At 64.2% G+C, this 21759-nt stretch carries 19 protein-coding genes and 1 pseudogene; 12 read left to right on the top strand and 8 right to left on the bottom strand.

Annotated elements, in window-relative coordinates:
- The first annotated feature begins 120 nt into the window (after nucleotides 1-120).
- Nucleotides 121-642 carry a pilin gene (locus C5N93_RS01880; RefSeq protein ID WP_069342514.1) on the top strand — a complete coding sequence of 174 codons (522 nt, stop codon included), beginning with the start codon at nucleotides 121-123 and terminating at the stop codon, nucleotides 640-642.
- A gap of 130 nt (nucleotides 643-772) precedes the next feature.
- A complete protein-coding gene (locus C5N93_RS01875) occupies nucleotides 773-2647 on the top strand; it encodes an O-antigen ligase family protein (protein WP_242558055.1) in 1875 nt (624 codons plus the stop codon).
- Between the two features lie 166 nt (nucleotides 2648-2813).
- On the opposite strand, the gene C5N93_RS01870 is transcribed toward C5N93_RS01875, so the two are convergent.
- The gene (locus tag C5N93_RS01870; protein ID WP_242558054.1) at nucleotides 2814-3650 is read right to left on the bottom strand and encodes a hydroxymethylpyrimidine/phosphomethylpyrimidine kinase; all 837 of its coding nucleotides are present in this window, start codon (nucleotides 3648-3650) and stop codon (nucleotides 2814-2816) included.
- Nucleotides 3651-3863: 213 nt separating this feature from the next.
- Between C5N93_RS01870 and C5N93_RS01865 the strand changes: the two genes are divergently transcribed.
- From C5N93_RS01865 to C5N93_RS01835, 7 genes and pseudogenes are all read left to right on the top strand, one after another.
- Nucleotides 3864-4034 carry a rubredoxin gene (locus tag C5N93_RS01865; protein ID WP_006400971.1) on the top strand — a complete coding sequence of 57 codons (171 nt, stop codon included), beginning with the start codon at nucleotides 3864-3866 and terminating at the stop codon, nucleotides 4032-4034.
- A gap of 30 nt (nucleotides 4035-4064) precedes the next feature.
- Nucleotides 4065-5474, top strand: a complete 1410-nt coding sequence (locus C5N93_RS01860) for a hypothetical protein (RefSeq protein WP_242558053.1) — start codon at nucleotides 4065-4067, stop codon at nucleotides 5472-5474.
- A 177-nt stretch (nucleotides 5475-5651) separates the two neighbouring features.
- Nucleotides 5652-6221, top strand: a complete 570-nt coding sequence (locus C5N93_RS01855; protein WP_069342517.1) for a YqgE/AlgH family protein — start codon at nucleotides 5652-5654, stop codon at nucleotides 6219-6221.
- Nucleotides 6218-6646, top strand: a complete 429-nt coding sequence (gene ruvX, locus C5N93_RS01850) for a Holliday junction resolvase RuvX (RefSeq protein WP_150719837.1) — start codon at nucleotides 6218-6220, stop codon at nucleotides 6644-6646. Before C5N93_RS01855 ends, ruvX begins: the two co-directional genes overlap by 4 nt.
- Before the next feature lie 68 nt (nucleotides 6647-6714).
- Nucleotides 6715-7668 (top strand): annotated as a pseudogene (locus tag C5N93_RS01845) (aspartate carbamoyltransferase catalytic subunit); the annotation flags it as partial.
- Between the two features lie 7 nt (nucleotides 7669-7675).
- Complete coding sequence (locus C5N93_RS01840) at nucleotides 7676-8944, top strand: dihydroorotase (protein ID WP_242558052.1); 1269 nt, start codon at nucleotides 7676-7678, stop codon at nucleotides 8942-8944.
- A 12-nt stretch (nucleotides 8945-8956) separates the two neighbouring features.
- Nucleotides 8957-9787: a lysophospholipid acyltransferase family protein gene (locus C5N93_RS01835; protein WP_069342521.1), complete on the top strand. Its 831-nt coding sequence runs from the start codon at nucleotides 8957-8959 to the stop codon at nucleotides 9785-9787.
- A gap of 117 nt (nucleotides 9788-9904) precedes the next feature.
- Here the strand turns inward: C5N93_RS01835 and C5N93_RS01830 are convergent, their stop codons facing one another.
- The 7 genes from C5N93_RS01830 to C5N93_RS01800 form a co-directional block, all read right to left on the bottom strand.
- Nucleotides 9905-11002 (bottom strand): symmetrical bis(5'-nucleosyl)-tetraphosphatase, encoded by a 1098-nt coding sequence (locus tag C5N93_RS01830; protein ID WP_347403283.1) that lies wholly within the window; start codon nucleotides 11000-11002, stop codon nucleotides 9905-9907.
- On the bottom strand, nucleotides 10999-12090 hold the full coding sequence (locus C5N93_RS01825; protein WP_069342523.1) for a glycosyltransferase: 1092 nt from the start codon (nucleotides 12088-12090) through the stop codon (nucleotides 10999-11001). The genes C5N93_RS01830 and C5N93_RS01825 overlap by 4 nt, the downstream gene beginning before the upstream one ends.
- Before the next feature lie 55 nt (nucleotides 12091-12145).
- Nucleotides 12146-13240, bottom strand: coding sequence for a glycosyltransferase (locus tag C5N93_RS01820; RefSeq protein WP_150719833.1), 1095 nt, complete (start codon nucleotides 13238-13240; stop codon nucleotides 12146-12148).
- 67 nt (nucleotides 13241-13307) lie between these two features.
- Nucleotides 13308-14450, bottom strand: a complete 1143-nt coding sequence (locus C5N93_RS01815; RefSeq protein WP_242558051.1) for a glycosyltransferase family 4 protein — start codon at nucleotides 14448-14450, stop codon at nucleotides 13308-13310.
- 5 nt (nucleotides 14451-14455) lie between these two features.
- On the bottom strand, nucleotides 14456-15610 hold the full coding sequence (locus C5N93_RS01810; RefSeq protein WP_242558050.1) for a glycosyltransferase: 1155 nt from the start codon (nucleotides 15608-15610) through the stop codon (nucleotides 14456-14458).
- Entirely contained in the window at nucleotides 15607-16746 is a 1140-nt protein-coding gene (locus tag C5N93_RS01805; RefSeq protein ID WP_242558049.1) for a glycosyltransferase family 4 protein, read from the bottom strand. Before C5N93_RS01805 ends, C5N93_RS01810 begins: the two co-directional genes overlap by 4 nt.
- A gap of 4 nt (nucleotides 16747-16750) precedes the next feature.
- Nucleotides 16751-17977, bottom strand: coding sequence for an oligosaccharide flippase family protein (locus C5N93_RS01800; protein ID WP_242558048.1), 1227 nt, complete (start codon nucleotides 17975-17977; stop codon nucleotides 16751-16753).
- Nucleotides 17978-18304: 327 nt separating this feature from the next.
- Here C5N93_RS01800 and C5N93_RS01795 point away from each other — a divergent pair, with 327 nt between their 5' ends.
- The 3 genes from C5N93_RS01795 to C5N93_RS01785 all read left to right on the top strand — a co-directional run bounded on the left by C5N93_RS01795 (nucleotide 18305) and on the right by C5N93_RS01785 (nucleotide 21756).
- Nucleotides 18305-19702 (top strand): phosphomannomutase/phosphoglucomutase, encoded by a 1398-nt coding sequence (locus C5N93_RS01795; RefSeq protein WP_150719829.1) that lies wholly within the window; start codon nucleotides 18305-18307, stop codon nucleotides 19700-19702.
- 153 nt (nucleotides 19703-19855) lie between these two features.
- Entirely contained in the window at nucleotides 19856-20815 is a 960-nt protein-coding gene (gene waaC, locus C5N93_RS01790; protein ID WP_242558094.1) for a lipopolysaccharide heptosyltransferase I, read from the top strand.
- A 5-nt stretch (nucleotides 20816-20820) separates the two neighbouring features.
- On the top strand, nucleotides 20821-21756 hold the full coding sequence (locus tag C5N93_RS01785) for a Kdo hydroxylase family protein (RefSeq protein WP_242558047.1): 936 nt from the start codon (nucleotides 20821-20823) through the stop codon (nucleotides 21754-21756).
- Nucleotides 21757-21759 lie beyond the last annotated feature (3 nt).

Below are 21759 nucleotides of genomic sequence, written 5' to 3'. Positions count from 1 at the left end.
CATGCGGCGCCGCCCGATTTTGATCTGCGGCAGGGCATTCGTCGGGAGGGCTATGGCATACTCCGCCCACTTCCCCCCGATGTCCCTTTTGTTTTCATTGCTTTTGCAGGGAGTTACACAATGCGTCGTTTCGGCCACCGGACTACCGGTCTCGCCAAATCCCGGGGTTTCACCCTGATCGAGCTGATGATCGTGCTGGCGATCATCGGCGTGCTGGTCACGGCAGGGGTTCCGTATCTGCAGAATTATCTGGTGCGCGCACGTGTCGTCGAAGGGCTGGGCGCAGCAGCGTCGGCCAAGGCGCTCGTGAGCGAGAACGCCATGCACGGCGCGCCGTTCAACAGCGGTTGGCAGGCGCCGAGCGCGACTGACAACGTGAGCGGCGTGAGCATCGATTCCGTGAGCGGCAACGTGACCGTGGCCTACACGCAGCGTGCCGGCGACGGTGCGATGGTTCTGGTGCCCACGAGCACCGGCGTGACCGGCAAGCCCGAGGCGCTGACCGTCGGCAAGGCCCCCGAAGGCCAGATCGTCTGGACGTGCTACGCACAGGGCCGCGAGGGCGCACCGAACGGCGCCACGCTGCCCGGCAAGCTGGCACCGCCGGAGTGCCGTGGCGAGACCGCGACCAAGGGCGCCTGAGTCCGATGAGCGGTTGGCCGGATGACCTGATGTTGCATCACGCGATACCACGTCCGGCCCTGACGTCACCGAGGATTTGCTGACCGGAAACGGGCTGGAATCCGCAGGCGTCGAGCTACGCGCGTCAGGCATGAAATGGCTGCCCCCGGGCGGCCGTTTTTCGTTATGCTTGCGCATCTTCCAACCGGTGCATTGCACGGCGGCGACCTTGTTTCCTCCTCTGCTTCTCTCGATGATCGGGCTCACGATGGCCCTGATCTGGGCCTTGCCCTACAACCTCGTCAAGCACACCTATCCGATCTCCACGTTTTACTCGGAAGCGTTGACGTTTTCGCTCTTCGCGTTGCTCGGCGTGCTCTCGATGATCGCCGTGTGGCAGCGCGATGCGCGCGTGCTGCGCATGCCGCGCGTGACCTGGATGCCGCTCGCCTTCGTTGCGGTCGTGCTCATCCAGCGCGCGACGATGCCGACCGAGTTGCCGCAACTGATGATGACGGCGCTGCTCTACGGCGTGGCGATGATCGTTGCCGTCAATGCGGGCTACTGGCTGGCGCAACTGGGCTGGCGTGGCGTGCTCATGCGCTGGAGTGCCGTCGCGCTGACGCTGGGCGGTTTGTATGCGGTGGGCGCTCAGCTCGTGCAGGCGTTTCATCTCGAAGCGCATGTGCCGTGGCTCGTCGCGAAGTACACGGTGAGCGTGGCGCGGCGTCTGTTCGGCAACATGTATCAGCCGAATCATCTGGCGACGTACCTGTCGCTCGCGAGCGCCGGTGCGTTCTACCTTTGGTATCAGCGCAAGCTGCCCGCGTGGGCATTTCTGATCGCGTGTGCGGCCTTCGACATCGGCATCTGCCTGACGGGTTCGCGTACGCCGTGGTTGCAACTGGCGTTGCTCTCGGCGTTCGGATTGTGGCTCGTCTGGATGGAGCGAAGCGAGGAGACGCGCAACATGCGTCGCTCGATGCGCTGGTTCGTGCCGGCGGCGATACTCCCGATGCTTGCCTTGATGACGGTGTGTGTCGGTTGGGCGAATATCGCCTGGGGATGGCATCTCGAAGGCAGTGCGGTTGCGCGTATGCAGCACGCGGGGCAGGTAACGGGCCGTGTGATCCTGTGGGAGTATGGGCTGACCATCTTCCGCGAGCACTGGTTCTTCGGCGCAGGTTGGTCGAATTACATCGATGCGCAATTCGCACTGGTGGACAAGCTGGGCCCGGTCGAGATGGCGGACAACGCGCATAACGTGTTGATCGACCTGCTGGCAAAGATTGGTATTGTCGGCGCGCTCGCTGTGTTGTTGCCGTTGGCGTTCTGGTTTGCGCGTGCGGTACGCAATATCAAGACGGCACCGATTGCGCTCGCTTTCGTGTTGCTGGGCATGCTCGCGATTCATTCGCTGCTGGAATATCCACAGCACTATGCATTTTTCTTGCTGCCCGCGATGTTCCTGCTCGGGTTTTGCGAGACGAAGCCGATCGAGAGCGTGTCGTCGGCGGCCACCGGCGCTATCAACGGCGTGATCGTGTTGTTCGCATGCGTCGCGATTCCCTGGCTGTACGGCGACTATCAGCGCGTCGAGGTGGCTTACCGCGCGGGCAAGATCGAAGCGTATCGCACTGATCCGGCGTTGTTCTTCGCGCCTTACGGCGATTACGCGGTGACGGGGGCGCTGTACCTCAGCAAGGATCAACTCGACGAGAAGCTCGCCGCGCATCGCGAAGCGCTGGCGCTGGGCGCCGGACCGACGATGATCAAGCGCTATGTCGTGCTGCTGGCTTTGGCTGGACGCGACGACGAAGCCTTGCAGGACGTGCAACGTTTGAAAAACTACAACACGCTGATCTGGGAAGGGCAATATGCCGCACTCGTGCGCATGTTGCGCGAGCAGGGCGATGACCTGAAGCCGTTCGTCAAGCGGGTCATCGATACGTATGGACGGCCGACGGGCGAGACGGACACGGATGCGATGGCTGCGCCGCGAGGTAATGTGCGGCGGCTGTCATAACGACGTGTAACGACGCCGCGGCACAGCGGCACGAAGGCATCACGCCACGCCTGTCCGCCGCATCCACCGCATCTGTCGCATCCGACACATCCGCCAGAAACGAGATCGCCCGCGACATTCGCGGGCGATTTTCATTGCAGCGCCGATCGGCGAACCGGAGGAAGCGTCAGGCCTGCGGCGGGCTGCCGTCCTGCTCGGTGTCTTCGGTGCGTGCCCAGAAGAAGCGATCGGGGAAGTGACGTCCCATGCCCGGGCGGAAGGCGTTTTCCAGCACCTGCTGCAAATACTCCTGGGCCTCGCGAACGGCTTCCGGCACGGCCAGACCGTTGGCGAGCATGGCGGTAACGGCCGCAGCCAGGGTGTCCATGGCCCCGGCCACGTTGTGCGGCGGACGGTCCCAGGCGTCTTCACGGACCACGCCGCCGTCGCTGTACAGCGTGTGCGTGAACTGCGGCGCGTTGCCGTCGCTCACGAGCACGAACTCGCAGCCGTTTTCCAGCAGGATCGAGACGGCCTCGTCGAGCGAAAGGTTTTCATTCTCCGTAATCGTCTGCGCGAGCGCGACGGCGCTGGCCGGGCTCACGACAAGCACGCTGGCCTGCGGCACCAGCAGGCTGGCCGTGGCTTCGCGTAATTCGTCCGCCGAGAGCAGATGCTCGCCGGCCAGGCCGAAGTCCGGGGCGACGACGAGCGGTGTTTCGTCGTAATCGGCCACGATCTCGGCGATGGACGCGACGTTCTCGGCATTCACGGCGCTGCCGACCTTGAAGGCCGCGACCGGCATGTCTTCAAGCAGCATGCGCGCCTGATCGGCAATCCAGTCGGGGTCGATGGGCTGCACGTCGTCGCACGCGCGCGAGTCTTGCGAGGAGTAGCCGGTCAGCACCGACACGCCGTAGCCGCCCATGCTCGCAAAGGTGAGCAGGTCGGCCTGCACGCCGGTTGCCGAAGTGGGGTCGGAAAGCCCGAAGGTCAGGAGAATGGGTGGGGATTCAGTTTGCATGGAAGCAGGATAGACGGCGATCTGGTCAGGCTTTGGGTTCGTTGGTACCATCACGCCTTAAATGCCCGTTTCGGAGCGCTTGAAAGCGCCGTGGGCAGCGCCCGCCGGACAATGCACCGGCAGGGTTCCCACAAGACCGTTCGACATCTCTGCCGACGGGACCCGAAGCGGTTGACAAGCCATTGTAACGGAACGCTCGTCGCTGAAGAAAGCATGGAATACAAGAGCTGGATGTGCCTCATTTGCGGTTGGATCTACGACGAAGAGGCAGGATTGCCCGACGAGGGCATCGCGCCCGGTACGCGCTGGGAAGACGTGCCGATCAACTGGACCTGTCCGGAGTGCGGGGCCCGCAAGGAAGACTTCGAGATGGTGCAGATCTGAGGCCGAACGGCCAGGAGACGCCCTATGGTGATGTCTGAATCGTCTGGTGCGCCCAGCGTGCCCGGCGCATCTCAATCATCTCCCGACTCCCCCGATAACGTGACTGCCGGCGCCACGCGCGACACGCGTGAGGCGCCGCTGTGGCGTTTGCCGGAGGTGGCCGAAGCGCTGACCGAGGCGTCCGACGCATGGTCGAACGGCCCGGCGGCGGCGCTGGGGCCGCTGCGGCGAGCGAATCGTCTGCTTCAGACGAGCGGTCATGCCGACTGGGCGCTCCAGGGTGAGCGTCTCGTTCAGGCGATTGCCGAGGCGGCGTATGGCGGATCGGGCAGTCAGGACGCCCAGCGCAATGCGCTGCGACAGTTCGAGCGCGATATCTGGCAGGCGGGCGTCGCGCCCGCCCCGTTAGCGTCTTCGCCGTCTTCTCAGACCGCCGCGACTGCCGATAACTGGGCCGGCGCGCCCACGCCGGGCGAGCTTCGCATGGCAGGATGGGTGATCGCACAGCCGCGTCTTCACGGACTGCCTGCGGGCACTGCGCCGCTGCGCGCCGATGTCGAACGCGTGCTGCTGCGCCTGTTGCGCCCTGACGCCGACGCGACCGATACCACGGCCGCTTTGGGCCAATTGGCCGATCTGGCGGCAGACCTGCACCGTGCCGGGGCTACTGCGCCGCTGGATTACTGGCGTCTGGCCGCTGCCTGGCTGCGCTTTGCCCGGGCACCGCTGAGTCTGGCCGACAAGCGTCAGATCGGGCGGATGAACATGGCATTGCGCAAGCAACTCACCCGGCCGAGCGGCCCGGATGACGTTCGCACCGCGTCGGCCACGTCGTCTGCCGCCGCCAGAACGGCTGCCGAAGCGGTGCCGGGACACGATCTGCTCGAAGCGCTCGCTACGTGGCACGCCGAGGCGCCCGACACCTGGCTGGGAACGCTTTTGGCCGATTTCGGCGTATTGCGCCGTCCCGGCCATTTGCCCGAGCCGTTGGCGGACGCCGCCCAAGCGGGTCAGAAGCAGGGCGCCGGCACCAGTTCGCGCGACTGGCTGCGCATCGGCCCGTTGTCGGTGCGGCAGGACGTTTGCCAGACATTCCTCAGTCTTGCGGATGAGGCGCTTCCGAATTTGAACGATCCGGCCGTGGCGGCACAGGTGGCGCAAAATGCGGCGGCCATCGGGCTGGCGCCGGTCGCACGGCTGGCGGCTGCGGTTGCGGCGACGGGCGAGCGTCTGGCGGCGTCGCCCCCCGCGGAGCCGGGCGGCCCGGCTGCGCTGGCGATGACGGTCAGGGCGTTGCGCGGCATGCTGCATCAGTTTGCGGCGGACACTTACCCCGAGGCGCGCCCTGACCTGATCGCCGAGATGGCCATGTGGCGAGAACGGGCGCTGGACGCCAGCGTGTTCGGGCAGCGGCTAGTCACCGGGCGCGACGTTCCGTGATACAGTCGGCCCAAAGGCTGCCACTGGCGGCCGATGGCCGTATCACGATGCGGAAAAAGTTCGTCCACCGACCGGCCGGCGGCAGGTGACGCGAGGCTCTCACGGGGCCTCGACGCCCGCTGCGGGACGAGGTCCGGCGGGCAGACCGTCAAACAGGTTCCGATAAACTCTGGCCCTATGCCGAACGACCGTATCAACCTTACGAATCAGTTCCTTATCGCCATGCCCGGCATGGCCGATCCCACCTTTTCCGGCACCGTCGTCTACCTGTGCGAGCACAGTGAAAAAGGCGCGATCGGGCTGGTCATCAATCGTCCTACCGACATTGACCTCGCGTCGCTCTTCGAGCGGCTCGACCTCAAGCTCGAAATCGATCCGCTGGCGCATCAACCGGTCTTCTTCGGCGGCCCGGTGCAGACCGAGCGCGGCTTCGTGCTGCATGAGGCGACAGGGACTGCGTATAGTTCATCGCTGTCGGTGCCGGGCGGGTTGGAGATGACGACGTCCAAGGACGTGCTCGAAGCCGTCGCAAATGGGCAAGGCCCCAACCGTTTCCTGCTCACGCTCGGTCATTCGGGCTGGAGTGCAGGGCAACTGGAAGACGAAATCAGCCGTAACGGCTGGCTGACGGTCGCGGCCGACCCGGGCATCGTGTTCGACGTGCCGCCGGCCGAACGCTTCGACGCCGCGCTGGCGCTGCTCGGCGTGACGTCGTCGATGCTCTCCGCCGACGCGGGTCACGCATGACGGCTGGCAGTCGCACGGTGCTCGCCTTCGATTACGGCGAGCGCCGCATCGGCGTCGCGATGGGCAATCTGATGCTGCGCGAGGCCCGCGCACTCACCGTCGTCGCCAACCTCAATCGTGAAGTGCGTTTTGCCGAGATGGGCAAGCTCATCGCCGAGTGGCAGCCTGAGCTGATCGTCGTCGGTCTGCCGTGTCATCCCGATGGCACGCCGCATGAAATGACGCAGCAGGCCAAACGTTTCGGTAACCAGCTCAATGGGCGGTTCAGCGTGCCGGTCGTCTGGGTCGACGAGCGCTATTCGTCGGTCGCGGCGGCGGCGGCGCTGGCCGAAGCCGGCGTCAAGGTGTCGCAGAAGACATCGCTCGATGCCGAGGCCGCCCGCATCATCCTCCAGCAGTATTTCGACGAGCATGTGCCCGCCTGACTTCCCCTTGCACCACGTGACTTCGGTCCCCTCGGAGCCCCGGCATGGCTAACGGCATTCTCGGCCGTCGCGGTCACCCTCAACTCAATCGCAATGGTGAGCTCCGGCACTTGCTGACGGTGGAAGGTTTGCCGCGTGCCGTGCTCATGCACATTCTCGATACGGCCACGCAGTTCGTCAGCGTGAACGATGCCGATGTGAAGAAGGTGCCGCTGCTCAGTGGCAAGTCGGTCTTCAATCTGTTCTTCGAGAATTCGACGCGTACGCGAACGACGTTTGAGATTGCCGCTGCACGCCTGTCTGCCGATGTGCTCAATCTGAATATCAACGCGTCGTCGACGAGCAAGGGCGAGACGCTGCTCGACACCATCGGCAACCTGTCGGCGATGCACGCGGACCTGTTCGTCGTGCGGCATGCGCAGTCGGGGGCGCCGTATCTGATCGCCGAGCATTGTGCGCCGCACGTGCACGTCATCAACGCGGGCGACGGACGTCATGCGCACCCCACGCAGGGGCTGCTCGACATGTACACGATTCGCCATCACAAGGGCGAATTCCAGAACCTGACGGTCGCGATCGTCGGCGACATTCTGCACTCGCGCGTGGCGCGCTCCGACATTCACGCACTGACCACGCTCGGCGTGCCCGAAGTGCGTGCCATCGGTCCGCGTACGCTGCTGCCCACGGGGCTGGAACAGCTTGGTGTGCGCGTGTTTCACGACATGGACGAAGGGCTTCGCGACGTCGACGTGATCATCATGCTGCGCTTGCAGAACGAGCGGATGAACGGCGCATTGCTGCCTTCTGCGAGTGAATACTTTCAGTATTACGGTCTGACGCCGGAGCGGCTCGCGCTGGCCAAACCTGATGCCATCGTGATGCATCCCGGCCCGATGAATCGGGGCGTGGAGATTGATTCGGCCGTCGCCGACGGGCCGCAGTCGGTCATTCTCGAACAAGTCTCGTTCGGCATTGCCGTGCGGATGGCGGTGATGAGTATCGTCGCCGCGAACAACGGGTAAGCGCGCCATGAAACTGCATCTGAAGGGTGGCCGCGTCATCGATCCCGCAACGCGTGCCGATCGCGTGCAGGACATCTTCATTGCCGACGGCAATATCGTTGCGCTGGACGCAGCGCCCGCCGACTTCACTGCCGAGCGCACCTTCGACGCGAAGGGCATGTGGGTCGCCCCCGGGCTGATCGATCTGTCGGCGCGCCGGGTGACGGCGGCGAGCGAAGCGGCGGCGGCGCTCGCCGGTGGCGTCACACGGGTGGTCTGTCCGCCGGATACCGATCCGGTGCTCGACGAACCGGACCTCGTGGAGATGCTGCAACTACGTGCGCGCGCGACGCACGCCGTGCAGGTCCATCCGCTCGGCGCGCTCACGGCCGGTCTTGCAGGACGCGAACTCACCGAGATGGCGCAACTCACGCGTGCGGGCTGCATCGGCTTGTCGCAGGCGAATGCCGCGATGGCGGACAACCGGACGCTGCTGCGCGCGTTGCAATATGCGGGCACCTTCGGGCTGACGGTGTGGCTGCGTGCGCAGGATGCCGCACTGGCTGCCGGAGGCGTTGCCGCGAGTGGCGCGGTCGCCTCGCGTCTCGGGCTGGCCGGTATTCCGGTGGCGGCCGAAACCATCGCGCTGCACACGATTCTCGAACTCGTGCGGGTGACCGGCACGCGCGTGCATCTGTGTCGTCTGTCCTCTGCGGCCGGTCTGGCATTGGTACGTGCGGCGAAAGCCGAAGGATTGCCGGTGACGTGCGACGTTGCCGCACATCACCTCCATCTCACCGACATGGATATCGGGTATTTTGACGCCCAGTACCGACTCGATCCGCCGCTGCGCTCCGGACGTGACCGCGAGGCCGTGCGCGACGCTGCGAGGGACGGTACGATTGACGCCATCTGCTCGGATCACACGCCGCTCGCCCCCGACGCCCGTCTCGTTCCCTTCGCGGAAGCGGCACCGGGCGCCACAGGGCTTGAATTACTCCTGTCGCTGGTGCTGAAGTGGGCCGAGGAGTCGCGCGTGCCGCTGGTCGATGCGTTGGCGCGGGTCACGCATGGGCCGGGGCAGCGACTTGCGGCAGTCGCGCCGGGCGCGGGCCGCTTGTCGCCCGGACAGCCCGCCGACGTATGCGTGTTTGCGCCGTCGACGCACTGGACCGTGTCCGCGCAGCAGTTGCGCAGCGCCGGTCACAACACCCCGTTTCTGGGATACGAATTACCGGGCCAGGTACGGCTCACGCTGGTCGGTGGCCGCGTGGCGTACGAAGCCCTCGCCGTCTAGGATGCGATTGCCGTGCTGTTGATCAAAAAACTTCGTCTGGGCCTGCACCTCGCGCGCGGTATGTTGACCGCGGCGATCCTGTTCCCGTTTTTGTCGCAAGCGCAGAAGGACCGTCGCATTCGCGCGTGGTCGCAGAAGCTGCTGAAGTTGTGCGGCATGCGTCTCGAAGTCGAGCAACATGCCCCGGTGCCGGAAGGCGGCGTGATGCTGCTGTGCAATCACGTCTCGTGGATCGACATCTTCGCGCTCAATGCGTGGCAACCGGTGCGCTTCGTCGCGAAGGCCGAGATTCGTCACTGGCCGCTGGTCGGCTGGCTGTGCGTGCAGACGCGCACGATCTTCCTGCAACGCGAGCGTCGTGCGGATGCGCGTCGCATCATGCACTACCTGTCCGATTGCCTGCGTGACGGCGACATCATCACGGTCTTCCCCGAAGGCACGACGACGGACGGTCGCAGCCTGTTGCCGTTCCACGCGAATTTGCTGCAAGCCCCGGTGTCGACGGGCAAGCCGGTGCAGCCGATGTGCCTGTTCTATACCGACGCGGCGAGTGGACGTCATACGATGGCGCCGGCGTACATCGGCGAGACGAGCCTGATCGAGTCCATCGACATGATTCTGAAGGCGCCGCCGATGACGGTACGTCTGTCGATCGGCGCACCGCAGTATCCGCAGGAGGGACAGCATCGCCGCGAGTTCACGCTGGGCGCACAGCAGGCAGTCGGTGCGGCGTTGCAGGGTTTCCTGCCCGAAGCGGTGCTGCCGGAGACGGGCGCTGTCGGGTCACGTACGTCGACGCTGGGCGACGAAGAAGACGACGCTGCGCGGGCGCTTCAGGTCTGAAATACAGTGATGCCCCGGCGCGATGGATGGTCGGGACGGCAAAAAAACGCGCCTCATGTTTCGTGAGGCGCCGATTTTGCTTTGATCGTCTGATGGACAACCCGCGCCCATGGTCGATCACTCGCCCCTGCGTTTCGGGACCTTGTCCGTCTTATCCGCTTTCGCGGCCTTCTCCAGCTTTTCCTGCTTTCGCGCCGCCTTGCCAAACTTGTCGAGCTTCTCGGCCTTGGCGGCCTTGAAGGCGTCTTCGGCCTTGTCGGCCGTCTTCATCTTGCTGCGTTTCTTGTCGCTCGACGCGAGCGGATCGCGGATCTGCGGGCAGTCGATCTGAATCAACTCCCGATCCGCAGGGGATGCCGTGAGTTTCACGGCCGTGAGCTTGCCGCCCCACACGCACCCCGTATCGAGTCCAAGCACGTTGTCGCGCATCACCAGTCCGAGGGCCGACCAATGGCCGAAGACCATCGTGACGTTGGACGTGCGTCGGCCCGGCGCGTCGAACCACGGCTTCAGGGCGTCGGTGGCGGCGTCCGCGCCTTCCTTGATCTTGAAGTCGATGCGTCCGTCGGCACTGCAAAAGCGCATGCGCGTGAGCGCGTTGATCGTGAGACGCCGACGGTCTTCGTCACTGAGGTCCGCCTGCCATTGATCCGGCTGGTTGCCGAACATACGCGAGAGAAACGTCTTCCAGTCCGGGCCGCGCAATTGCGTCTGCACATCGCGTGCGAGCGAGACGACTTGCTCGGCATCCCATTGCGGCAGCACCCCGGCGTGCACCATCAGGTGCCCGTGTGCGAAGTGTGCCAACGGTTGCCGGCGAACCCAGTCGATGAGAGCGTCGCGGTCGGGGGCGTTGAGAATGTCGTCGAGGGTATCGCTGCCGTGTGCTTGACGCACCCCGGCGGCGACCGCCAGCAGATGCAGATCGTGATTGCCGAGCACGGCGGTGACGCGCTCGCCCAGGGCGATGACCTGACGCAGCGTGTCGAGCGAGCGCGGGCCGCGATTGATGAGATCGCCGGCGAGCCAGAGATCTGCCTCCTGCGGCAGGCGCGCAAGCAGTTGTTCAAACGACGTTTGGCAACCTTGCAGGTCGCCGATGGCATAGATGTCACGCATCGCGTTGGTGGCGCTGTCTTGTCTGGTTGTCCCGATCAGGGGGGGGTGTGTGCCGCGCTCGCGCACCTTCGGTGCGTCGCCCCCGTGGTCGTTCATTTCTTGTAGATCAGCCAGCGCGGCGCTTTGAAGCGGACGATGCTCAGATACAGCCACACGTACGTCACCATGAAGGCGACGCAGCACAGTGCCAGCACCACGCTATGCCGCCAGAATACCGTCGCCGGGATCACTGCCAGCAAGCATAGCAGCCAAAGATAGGGAGAGGTCAAGGAATTGCGCTGGGTCAGCGCGCTGGCCGTGCGGGCGCCCGCAGCCCAGCGCATCAACCGCTTGTAGACGAGCATATGCAGATGCACGCCGTCGGGAATGCCGGGCGAAATGCCCCGGACAAAGCGCTTACGATAAATCGAGAAACAGACTTCGAACGCGGGATAGATCACCATCAGCGCGGGATACCACGGCGACACCTGCGGATTGCGCATGACCAGCAGAATGGCGATTTCCGCCAGCATGAAGCCGAGGAAATACGCACCGCCGTCTCCCAGGAAGATCAGCCCGCCGGGGAAGTTGAAGATGAAGAAGCCGAGGATGGCGCCGACCATGATCATCGACGTGGTGAGCACGATCGGGTCCTGCACCTGAAAGCCGACATACCCGAGCGAGGCGAACATGATCATCGCGACCATCGCTGCGAGGCCGTTGAAGCCGTCGATGATATTGACGGCGTTGGCCATGCCGGCCACACACAGCACGGTGAGCGGCACGGAGATCGCGGCCATGACCAGCGCCCGGTCGGCCATGCCGATGTCGACGCGGGTGATGTGGATGTCGAGCACCAGCCACGCCAGCAGGGCGGCGAACATCGTGCAGACCAGTCGGACCGTCGGCGTGACCTTCTTGGTCAGATCTTCGATGAAGCCGGACAGAAAGGCAGGCAGGCCGCAGGCCACGAGCAGAAGGATGTCACGCGACACCGTGGGGTATGACAGCCCGAGCGCGGTGGCCGAGACGAGCAGACCGGCGAGAATGCCCACGCCGCCGATGCGCGGCACAGGCCGCACGTGAAACTTCTGCACCCCGGCAACGTCGCTATCGCCGGAGAAGCGGGAGTGCACGTGCGCGTAGCGGACGATGAGCAGCGTCGCGACAAACGACACGACGAGGGCGATGGCGAGACTCAGCATTGAGAGGTGCGATAGCCGGTGGCCTGACTATCGAAAAGAGAATTCGGTAGACCGCTTACTTTTTGGTGAAAATCATCCAGCGCGGCGAACGGAAGCGCACGATTCGCTGATAAAGCCATACATAGGCCACGATGAACACCAGGCAGCAGGCCGCGAGCAGCCCGCTGTGACGCCAGAAAATCGTAGCCGGCAGTACTGCCGACAGACAGAGTACCCAGAGGTACGGTGATGTCATTGAATTGCGGCGCGCCAGTTGCGCCGCCACCTTCGAACCTACCGCCCAGCGCAGCACCCGCTTGTAGATCAGCATGTGCAGATGAACACCATCGGGCATGCTGGGCGAGACACCGCGCACGAACCGACGACGGTAAATCGAGAAGCAGACTTCGAAAATTGGGTAAATCAACATCAGTGCCGGGTACCAGGGTGAAACCATCGGATTACGCATGACAAGCAAAATCGCGAGTTCTGCCAACATGAATCCGATGAAATAGGCGCCCCCATCTCCGAGGAAAATCAGGCCATTCGGATAATTAAGGATGAAGAAACCGAAAACGGCACCCGTCATTATCAGAGAAGCGGAAAGCACGACATCGTCGCCAACCTGAAATGCAACGTAGCCTAGCGAGACGAACATGAAAATACTGACCATTGCAGCCAGACCGTTAAACCCGTCGATGATGTTGACTGCATTGGTCATGGCAGCGGTGCAAATGACTGTCAATGCGACCGAAATTGCCGGAATGGCGAGAAGCCGGTCAATCGGGCCGATATCGATTCGATTGATGTGAATGCCGAGTACCCAGTACGCGACGAGTGCAGACACCATCGCACAGATCAGGCGGGTCCGGGGCGAAACCCGTTTCGTGACGTCTTCGATGAATCCGCCGATAAACACAGGCGCAGCACTGGCGGCAAGCAGCAGAATTTCTCGCAGGCGGCCCGGATAATAAGAAGCTGCGAACGTGCCGGCCACGAGCAGGCCGAGCATAATGCCTAAACCGCCAATGCGAGGCACCGGATGCGAGTGGACCTTCTGAACCCCTTTCGTATCACTGTCGCTGGAGAAATGGGCATGCACATGGGCATACCGCACAATCAGCAGCGTGGTGATAAATGAAACTACCAATGCCAATGTCAGGTTCAGCATAGTACGGACAAGTTAACCGCGTTACTTAGTTTTTTATGAGCGAATGGCGCTCTCGCGTCATCTCCGTTTAAACGTGGGTAGGAAATGAAGGAGTTCCCCGATAAACTTCGCCAAGTATTCTGAAATACTCGGCGATGACCAATCGCTCGTCGAAATTTTGCGCTACTTTAGCACGCCCGGCCCCCCCGACCGCCGCTAATTCACATGACGGCATCTTGGCCACAAGCGCCATGCGCGCGCCCAACGCCGATGCATTCTGTGCCGGGACGACCCATCCGCTGGACGCTTCGTCGACGACTTCACGGCACCCCTGTACGTCCGTCGTGATGACCGGACGTCCCATCGCGCCGGCCTCCAGCAGGGTCCGGGACAACCCTTCGCGGTAAGACGGCAGCACGATACAGTGGGCTTGCGCGATGAATGGACGCACTTCCTGCGTGATGCCGAGATATTCGATAAGTTCCTCCTGCTCCCATTGCGCCACCTGCTCGCGCGAAATTGCCGTGGGGTTCTCGACGTCGGACGGCCCAAGAAGCTGAAAGCGCACATGGGGCATCGATGCCTTGATCGTCCGGGCCGCTTCGACGAACTCCAGCACTCCCTTGTCACGCAGCAGCCGGGCGATCAGCAAAAATCGGAAAGTGCCGTCCTCTTCCGGCCAGGGGGCGAGGGAAAAATGATCCAGATTGACGCCTTCTCCGGGCAACAACCGCGCTTTGCGGATATCGACCAGCCCCCCGCGCACCATGGCGTCGAAATCGGCGTCATTGAGCAGCCAGTTTTCGAGCGTATGCCGGAACGCATAGCGATATAGCAGACGTACGATGTGCGTAATCAGTGACTTATTGATGAACACCGTTCCCATGCCCGTCGTGATCGAGACTGAGGGAATCCCTGCCCAGTGCGCCGCCACGGCGCCGTAGATGTTCGGCTTGATCGTGTAATGAAAACAGACGGCAGGACGGATCCGGCGATAGAGACGGTAAAGGCGGAGCGTCAGCGCGATGTCCTGCAAGGGGTTCTGTCCCTTCGAGGCCATCGGCATGAGGTGAACATGGCAGCCCATCTCGCGTAGCAGCGGGACGTAGTCGTCGTCGGGGGCGACGACGTGCACCGGATGTCCGTCGGCCAGCAAGGCCCGGATCGGGCCGCCGCGGAAGTTGTGGATCGACCAGAATGAGTTCGAGCAAAAGAGAACGGGTGCTTGCATAGCATTCAACGGAGAGTTTCGCACGGTGCGGCCAGGCGGGCGTATATATCCAGCCATTGCGCCACAATGGCGTCGAGGGAATAGCATGCAACGATGCGCTCGCGATTCGCAGTGCCGATTGCGCGGCTCTCGTCTACGGTATGGCTCAGGTGGCGAATCAGGGCGTTGCCAAGCGCCGAGGCATCGCCGATGGGCACTAGCGTGTTGTCCTGGATATCCCCGAGCAGTTCCCGGACACCGCCGCAGTCCGTGGAAACGACTGGCAGACACGTGGCCATAGCTTCGCCGATAACCAGCGGCAAACCCTCCCAGGCGGAAGACATGACATACACGTCGGCCGCACACATCAATTGTGCAACGTCGTTGCGACGCCCCAGCAGTGAGACCGATCGCGCGAGCCCGCGGGTGTCGATCAGCGTCTGCACCGACGCCCGCGATGGCCCGTCGCCTGCGATGAGTAGCCTGGCCTGGGGCATCAAGTCGAGCACGCGTTCAAAGGCCTTGACCAACGTTGGATAGTCCTTCGCTTCGGCGATCCGGCCTGCGGCGAAGACAATGGGCGTTGCGGCGTTGGCGTCGACATCGACATCGGTTTGTTTCTGCCCCAGCAGCATTTCGCGCCAATGCGAGCGCACTTGCGCGTCCGGACGGTAACGCCGCGTGTCGATGCCGTTGGGCACGCTCACGATGCGTTCGGCGGGGGCTGCGCCTTGTGCGACGAACGCGGCGACGGCGTCGTCGCTGACGTTGGTCGTCAGGTCCGTCCACCGGTCGGTCAGCCGATAGGCCAGCATGCGGGCGCGACCGCCTTCGTTGCGGCTGTGCGCGCTGCTCACGAGCACGGGCATCCTGACGAACCATCGCGCCACGCGCGCCATCAGATTGGCGTGAACCATGTGCGCGTGCACGACATCGGGTTGCCATTCGCGCAGATAGGCCACGAACCGGAACATCGCGCCGAGCAGTGCGCCTGGCGATTTGCCCGCCTTGAGCTCGACGAGCGTGAAGCGCGGCGATTGCGGCAGCGCGATCGTGCACGGGCCGGTCACGGAGATCAGCGTGACGTCGTGCCCACGAGCGAGAAAGCCGCGCGCGAGATCGGCGACCTGCGTCTCTGCGCCGCCGAGTTGCAGACCGGTCACGAACAGAACGATTTTCATCGCGCCTCCGCGAAGGGGCGTCCGGCGTCTTGCCACAAGGCTTCCCAGCGTGCCGCGATGGCATCTGCGCGGAAGTCCTGCGCGTGCGCGTATCCCGCCAGTCCCAGTCGACGGCGCAGTGCCGCGTCGCCCGTCAACCGGTGCAGTGCGTCGGCCAGCGCGGGAATATCGCCGTCCTGCACGACGAGACTGTCGGTCTCGTGATGCAGCAGGGCGCGCGGTCCGGCATCGGCGGCATAAGCCACGATGGGCAGCGCATAGGCCTTCGCTTCGATCAGCACGAGGCCGAAGCTCTCGCGTCGCGACGGCAGGCAGTAGATCGATGCCTTCGCGTAGTGCTGCCCGATATCGGCCACGGCGGGCAACACCTGCACCGAGTCGGCAACGCCCGCGTCGCGCGCCTGCGCGAGCAGTGCGTCGCGCAGCGGGCCGTCGCCGACGATGCGTACTTGCCAGCCCGCCACGTCGTGCGCGATACGCGCCCATGCGTCGATCAACCGGTCGAAACCCTTCTCCGGCACGAGACGACCGACAGCCAGCACGCAGCGTTCGTCGCCATGTTCGGGGGCGGCCTCCGGCATCGGGATGCCGAGGGGATTCGGGAGCGTGACGAATTGCGCGCGGGCGCGGGGATGATGCGCTTGCCAGGCATGGCGGTCGGCGTCGGTGAGCACGACGACGGCGTCGTAGCGACGCGCCGCAAGCGCACGCGCCCATCGACGGGCGCGACGGCCGAGGTCGCTCGCATACGTGCTGTGTTCCCAGGCGATGCGTCGGATCGGCAGGCCCAACGTGGCCGGCACGGTGTAGAGGGCGAGCATCGGATCGACGTCCACCATGACCTCGACGCCTTGCTCGCGCACATAGCGCCTGACCTGACACACGATCGACAGGTAGTGATGTTTGAACGCGACCCGCTCGGCAAACATCGCGTGGTGCGAAACGCCGGGCGATAGCGGGAAGACGGGCGTACTGCCCCACAGCGACAGCACGTGCACGCGATGTCCGCGCGCGGCGAGGGCATTGGCGAGCGTGGCGGTCGCGCGTTCCGCACCGGCAAAGGCCGCGAGCGTGCCGGTGAACAGACAGAGGGTGCGGGGGCCGTCCGGCGACTTGAGCGAATCGATGGGTGTCATCGTGTCAGTCCCGTCGCAGGAGCCATACGCCGAGCACAAGTGCAGCGGCATAGCCCGCGCCGTAGCCCAGCGCCCCGGCGAACGCGCCGAGCTGCGGCGCCAGGCTGCGCACGACCACGAACGCGACCACGGCGGCGCACAGCCATTTCGCGATGACCCAGCGCCCGGCGCCGCGCCGGATGAGCGTGAGGTTCAGTGCGGCGTCGGCGAACACGAGAATCCCCATCAACGCAGAGATGCGCAGGATCTGCGCCGATTCGGCGAAGCCTGCACCATAGATCAGATGGACGATCCACGGCGCGAGCAAGGCGATCGGCACGGCCAGACTTGCCCCTGCGGCGACCATCAGCCATACGGCGCGCACGGTGTTACGGCGGGCCGTCGCGTTGTCCGTCGTCTGAAAGATGAGTTGCGGGGCGAGCGAATTCGCGATGATCGGCGCCACGAGCACGAAGTTTTCCGTGATCTGCATGGCGGCGGCGTAGGCGCCGAGTTCGGCCAGCGGAATGATCGGTTTGAGCACGAGCTGATCGATACGCTTGAACAGAATCATGAGCATCAGCCCGCCCCAGAACGTGGCGCCGCTGGTGAGCAGTTCGAGCAGCAGCGAGCGACGCCAGACGATCGGCGTCTTCGGCGAATGCTTGAGGTAATAGCGTACGAGCAGCGCAGCGGCGACGACGGCCTCGACGGCGTAGACGACGGCGAAGGCCGTCACGTCCGCATGGGTGACGAACAGCACGCCGACGAGCGCGAGCTTTACGCCGAGGCCACAGAGGTTGGCCGTCACGCTGGGTCGGTTGAAGGTGCGCGCTTGCAGCCAGGCGATCACGATGCCCGAGGGTTCGCGGAACCAGAGGGCGACGCCGAGCCACAGCGTCACGGCCACGAGATTCGATTCGGCGAATCCGACGACGTAGATCGTGAGGATCGTATAAGCGACGGCCGCGGCCGCCAGACGCAGCACGAACGCATGCGCGATGACCGTGCGTTGTTCACCTTCCGACTTGCCGACCAGACGCGGCACCACGACTTCGCTGCCGCACAGCAGGGTGAGCGAGGCCGCGAGGAAGACGAGCGATTGCGCGTATTGAAACAGGCCGAACTGTGCGGCGCCGAGACTGCGGGCGAGCAGGCCGGAGACCGCGATGCCGCCGGCGATCTGCGCGCCGCGCTCGGTCAGCATCCAGAGGATGTTGCGGAAGATGGTCCGGTACGTTCGGTAGGGCATGCGGCGCTCGCGCGTCTCACTCGTTCTCAAGATAAGCAAAACCGGCCTGGTGAGGCCGGTGCGGGGTGACACGAAACCGGGCTGTCGGGGCTTGTGCCATTCGTCGGATGACGACGCTTCAGGCGAATGTAGGCGCAGGCTGACAAGGGTTTGGGGAAATGCCGCAGTGCGGCGAAGTCCCGTATAATTTTAGCGTAATGCAGCCGCTCCCGGCCGGGCTTCCCGCCGGGATTCGATGTTTGTGGCGTCCTTGCACGTCCTTGCATTTTTCGGGCTTTGCACTTTTCAAGCCAAAATCTCCCCCTCGTTTCCGAGAGACGCTTTCCCATGACGCAAACCACGCAAGTTTCGCCTGCGATTTTCAAGGCATACGACATTCGCGGCATCGTCGGCAAGACGCTGGATGCCAACGTCGCGCATCTGATCGGACGCGCCTTCGGCACCGCACTGCGTCGCGAGGGCGGCAATGCCGTCGTCGTCGGCCGCGACGGTCGCCTCTCCGGTCCGGAACTGGTCGGCGCATTGGCCGACGGCCTGCGCGCAGCGGGCGTCGATGTGGTCGATATCGGCGTCGTCGTCACGCCGATGGTGTATTTCGCGACGAACGTGACGCTGCACGGCCGCGTCGTCGACTCCGGCATCATGGTCACGGGCAGCCACAACCCGCCCGACTACAACGGTTTCAAGATGGTCCTGCGCGGGCGCGCCATCTATGGCGACGCGATTCAGGGCCTCGCCAAGCTGATCGAGGCACAGGACTTCGAGACCGGGCAGGGCACTTACACCGCTGACGAGATCGGCGAATCGTATCGCTCGCGTATCGCCAACGACGTGCATCTGGCGCGTCCGATGAAGATCGTCGTGGACTGCGGCAACGGTGTCGCAGGCGCCTACGCGCCGGCGCTGTTCCACGCGCTCGGCTGCGAAGTCATCGAACTGTTCTGCGACGTCGACGGCACCTTCCCGAATCACCATCCGGACCCGGCCCATCCGGAAAACCTTCAGGACCTGATTCGCACGCTGCAAACGACGGACGCGGAAATCGGTCTGGCGTTCGACGGCGACGGCGATCGTCTCGGCGTGGTCACCAAGGACGGCCAGATCATCTATCCGGACCGCCAGTTGATGCTCTTCGCCGCCGAGGTGCTGAGCCGCAATCCGGGCGAGAAAATCATCTACGACGTGAAGTGCACGCGTAATCTCGCGAGTTGGGTGCGGCAGCATGGCGGCGAGCCGCTCATGTGGAAGACGGGCCACTCGCTGGTCAAGGCCAAGCTCAAGGAAACCGGCGCACCGCTGGCAGGTGAGATGAGCGGTCACGTGTTCTTCAAGGACCGTTGGTACGGTTTCGACGACGGCCTGTACACGGGCGCACGTCTGCTCGAAATCCTGTCGAAGTCGGCCGATCCGAGCGCAGTGCTCAACGCTCTGCCGAATTCGATCTCGACGCCGGAGTTGCAGATTCCGCTGGCCGAAGGCGAGAACTTCGCGCTGATCGACAAGCTGCGCGAGACGGCCAAATTCGAGGGCGCACAGGACGTCGTCAAGATCGACGGCGTTCGTGTCGAGTACCCGGACGGTTTCGGGCTGGCGCGTTCGTCGAACACCACGCCAGTCGTCGTGCTGCGTTTCGAGGCCGACAGCGATGCGGCGATCAAGCGCATTCAGGACGATTTTCGCCGCGCCATCCTGGCCGTCAAGCCGGACGCCAAGCTGCCGTTCTGAGGCCGTCCGCCGGACGGCGAGGACAATCATGATCGGCAGGCCGGGTCGGGGTAAAATCGCGGTTTTGCTCACGAGGCCCGGCCGAACCGCCGGGGCGTTCGGTTGCAGGTTCTGATCGTCAAAGTCTCGTCGCTCGGCGACGTCGTCCATAACATGCCCGTGGTGCAGGACATCCTGCGCCAGTACCCCGATGCCCAGATCGACTGGGTCGTGGAAGAGGGATTCGTCGACCTCGTCAAACTCGTGCGCGGTGTGCGCCGGGTCATTCCCTTTGCCCTACGCCGCTGGCGCAAACAGCCGTTCGCCGCGCGTACCTGGCAGGAAATCGGCACATTTCGCCGTGCCCTGCGCGAAACCCCTTACGACTACGTGATCGACACGCAAGGTCTGGTCAAGACCGGCTGGATCGCGCGCACCGCACGCGGCGCCGTCTGGGGACTGGGTAATCGCACCGAAGGCGCCAGTTACGAGTGGCCGGTGCGGTATCTGTACCAGCATATGGTGCGCATCGAACCGCACACGCACGTGGTCACGCGCTCGCGTTTGCTCGTGGCGCAGGCGCTGGGCTTCAAGGTGCCGGGCGAGATCGACTTCGGCATTGCGACCGAGCGGGCGGACCACAGCCAGTGCCCCGATCGTCCGTATGCGGTGTTCGTGCACGCGACGTCGCGCGACGACAAGACCTGGCCGGAAGACGACTGGATCGCGCTGGGACGCGATCTGGCGTCACAGGGTTTCCTGATCGTGCTGCCGTGGGGCAGCGCCGCCGAGCGTGACGTGTCGCTGCGACTGGCGGCGGCGCTGGGCGATGCGGCGTGGGTGCCGCCGAAGATGAACCTGTCGCAGGTCGTCGGCCTCATCGATCGCGGGGCGATCACCGTTGGTGTGGATACCGGTTTGGTACATATTGCCGCAGCGCTGAGCCGTCCCACCATCGAGCTATACAATTTCAGCACCGCGTGGCGTACCGGGGGATTCTGGTCGCCGCGCATCGTCAATCTCGGCGACGCCGAACACAAGCCAACGCTCGCGCAAGTGCGCGATGCCGTGCGCGAGCTGGCGCCATCGCTTGCGCCGGTAACGGCTGGCGCCGCCGCGTCCGAGGAGGACTGACTCGCATGAATCCACACGTGAATACGGAAAACGAGGCGCGCCCGGCGGTTTCGACCGATGAGGGTAGCCAGATCGTGACCGTGGCGTCCGGCGACTGGCAGGGCGGACAACTCCCCGTCTCGCGCGAGGCGCTGGTCGCCGATGTCGAAGCGGGCAAGGTGTTGTACTTTCCGCATCTGGCCTTCGCGCTCGACGCCGCCGAGCAACGTCTGCTCGACCCGGCCATTGCCGACCCGAAGCGCAAGAACATCAGTCTGGATCCGAAGACCGACGTGCTCGTGGGTGTGGCCGCCGACGACGCCACGCAGCGCGCCGTGCACGCACTGGTCAAGCGCTACTACACGCAGGCGTGCAGTCTGATCGACGGGTTGATGCCGGAGTATCGCGGCAAGCTGCGCGCGGCACCGACGAGCCTGCGGCTGCATCAGGTCGAGACGCGTCAGACGTCGTGGCGCAAGGACGACAGCCGTCTGCACGTCGATGCCTTCCCGTCGCGGCCGAATTACGGCGAGCGCATTCTGCGCGTGTTCACCAACATCAATCCCGCCGGACAACCGCGCGTGTGGCGTGTGGGCGAGCCGTTCGAGGATGTGGCGAAGCGCTTCTTGCCGAAGGTCCCGACGCAATGGCCGGGTTCGGCGTGGCTGCAAAATGCCGTGGGCATCACCAAGCGTCCGCGCAGTGGCTACGACCACATCATGCTGCATCTGCACGATGGCATGAAGGCCGATATGGGATATCAGCGCGACGCCGGTCAGCAGACCATGCCGTTCCCGCCGGGTAGCGTGTGGATCTGCTTCTCGGATCAGACGTCGCACGCCGTGATGTCGGGGCAGTTCATGATGGAGCAGACCTTCTTCCTGCCGGCCGACGCGATGGTGCATCCCGAATGCTCGCCGCTGGCTGTCCTGCAACGTCTCACGCATCGGGCGCTGATCTGAATG

Origin of the sequence: Pandoraea sp. LA3, from assembly GCF_022696215.1 — a bacterium.
Lineage (GTDB): Bacteria > Pseudomonadota > Gammaproteobacteria > Burkholderiales > Burkholderiaceae > Pandoraea > Pandoraea capi.
Note: the sequence above shows the minus strand (reverse complement) of the source record. Positions and strands in the feature narration are given on the sequence as shown.

Coding starts and splice junctions, on each gene's coding strand:
- C5N93_RS01800 (WP_242558048.1), bottom strand. CDS start 17,977: ATGCCCTACCGAACGTACCGGACCATCTTCCGCAACATCCTCTGGATG.
- waaC (WP_242558094.1), top strand. CDS start 19,856: ATGCCCGTGGTGCAGGACATCCTGCGCCAGTACCCCGATGCCCAGATC.
- C5N93_RS01805 (WP_242558049.1), bottom strand. CDS start 16,746: ATGACACCCATCGATTCGCTCAAGTCGCCGGACGGCCCCCGCACCCTC.
- C5N93_RS01870 (WP_242558054.1), bottom strand. CDS start 3,650: ATGCAAACTGAATCCCCACCCATTCTCCTGACCTTCGGGCTTTCCGAC.
- C5N93_RS01875 (WP_242558055.1), top strand. CDS start 773: ATGAAATGGCTGCCCCCGGGCGGCCGTTTTTCGTTATGCTTGCGCATC.
- C5N93_RS01880 (WP_069342514.1), top strand. CDS start 121: ATGCGTCGTTTCGGCCACCGGACTACCGGTCTCGCCAAATCCCGGGGT.
- C5N93_RS01785 (WP_242558047.1), top strand. CDS start 20,821: ATGAATCCACACGTGAATACGGAAAACGAGGCGCGCCCGGCGGTTTCG.
- C5N93_RS01820 (WP_150719833.1), bottom strand. CDS start 13,240: ATGCTGAACCTGACATTGGCATTGGTAGTTTCATTTATCACCACGCTG.
- C5N93_RS01855 (WP_069342517.1), top strand. CDS start 5,652: ATGCCGAACGACCGTATCAACCTTACGAATCAGTTCCTTATCGCCATG.
- C5N93_RS01840 (WP_242558052.1), top strand. CDS start 7,676: ATGAAACTGCATCTGAAGGGTGGCCGCGTCATCGATCCCGCAACGCGT.
- C5N93_RS01860 (WP_242558053.1), top strand. CDS start 4,065: ATGTCTGAATCGTCTGGTGCGCCCAGCGTGCCCGGCGCATCTCAATCA.
- C5N93_RS01830 (WP_347403283.1), bottom strand. CDS start 11,002: ATGAACGACCACGGGGGCGACGCACCGAAGGTGCGCGAGCGCGGCACA.
- C5N93_RS01810 (WP_242558050.1), bottom strand. CDS start 15,610: ATGAAAATCGTTCTGTTCGTGACCGGTCTGCAACTCGGCGGCGCAGAG.
- C5N93_RS01865 (WP_006400971.1), top strand. CDS start 3,864: ATGGAATACAAGAGCTGGATGTGCCTCATTTGCGGTTGGATCTACGAC.
- C5N93_RS01795 (WP_150719829.1), top strand. CDS start 18,305: ATGACGCAAACCACGCAAGTTTCGCCTGCGATTTTCAAGGCATACGAC.
- C5N93_RS01815 (WP_242558051.1), bottom strand. CDS start 14,450: ATGCAAGCACCCGTTCTCTTTTGCTCGAACTCATTCTGGTCGATCCAC.
- C5N93_RS01825 (WP_069342523.1), bottom strand. CDS start 12,090: ATGCTGAGTCTCGCCATCGCCCTCGTCGTGTCGTTTGTCGCGACGCTG.
- ruvX (WP_150719837.1), top strand. CDS start 6,218: ATGACGGCTGGCAGTCGCACGGTGCTCGCCTTCGATTACGGCGAGCGC.